This is a genomic window from Pseudoalteromonas sp. MMG012 (assembly GCF_018100875.1).
In the GTDB taxonomy this organism is placed as follows: domain Bacteria; phylum Pseudomonadota; class Gammaproteobacteria; order Enterobacterales; family Alteromonadaceae; genus Pseudoalteromonas; species Pseudoalteromonas aurantia.
The window spans coordinates 1-996 of sequence record NZ_JAGJEF010000200.1; the positions used below are offsets into that span (position 1 = coordinate 1).

Sequence of the window (996 nt, forward strand, 5' to 3'; positions counted from 1 at the left end):
GTAGTGCGCAAGCGCTCATGCATGAAATGTCTGATTGGTTTGCCGGTGTGACACGATTTGGCTGGGGAGCCAGCTATGTTTTTGATGCGTCCTTACAGGGGATCGTATGTTTATTCTCAGGTAGAACATTAATTGTGGTGCCTGAAGATATCAAAACGCAACCAGAGCGACTGCAAGACTATATTCAATCACACCATATAGAATTACTCGATTGCACGCCGAGTGTGCTGCAATTCTGGCTCGATACATGGCACGATTTTACACCGCCACATTTATTGGTGGGAGGGGAGGCGATAAGCCAAGCATTATGGCAACGTTTGGCAGGTTATACTTCTGAAGGGATAGAGATCCGCAATGTATACGGGCCAACCGAATGTACAGTGAACAGTACGATGGCACATGTCAGTGGCACAGAGGTTCATATTGGCAAGCCTTTATCGTATATGCGTTCATATGTGTTAAGTGACGACGCGTGTCGAGGGCTTGTACCGTACGGTTCAGCGGGTGAGTTGTATTTAGGGGGAGATGGTTTAGCCCGAGGTTATTTAAATCAGCCGACCTTAACCGCAGAGCGGTTTATTGATAACCCTTATTTTGATGAGAATGACCCACATAGTTCAAAAAGATTATATCGTACGGGAGACTTAGTCCGGTATTTACCGGATGGTGAGTTGGCCTTTATGGGTCGTACAGATGATCAGGTTAAAATCCGAGGGTTTAGAATTGAGCTAGGCGAGATTGAAACACAATTAGCACAACAAGCGGGTGTTGAGTCAGCCTTAGTGATGGTCAAGGAGCTAGCCGGAAGCCAGCAATTGGTGGGTTATATTCATTCACCAGCGGCGTTAGACGACGGTGCTCAGAAGAGCTTGATAGATCAAGTGAAAACAGCGTTAGCAGCACAGTTACCCGAGTATATGGTACCCAGTGTCTTGATGGTGGTGCATGAATGGCCGTTGACGCCAAACGGCAAGGTAGATAAACGGGCATTACCAG

1 protein-coding gene is annotated in these 996 nt (G+C 47.0%); it reads left to right on the forward strand.

The features are described 5' to 3' along the window. Positions 1-996, forward strand: a 996-nt coding sequence (locus J8L97_RS22995) for an AMP-binding protein (RefSeq protein WP_211053041.1), incomplete at both ends; no start/stop codon positions are given.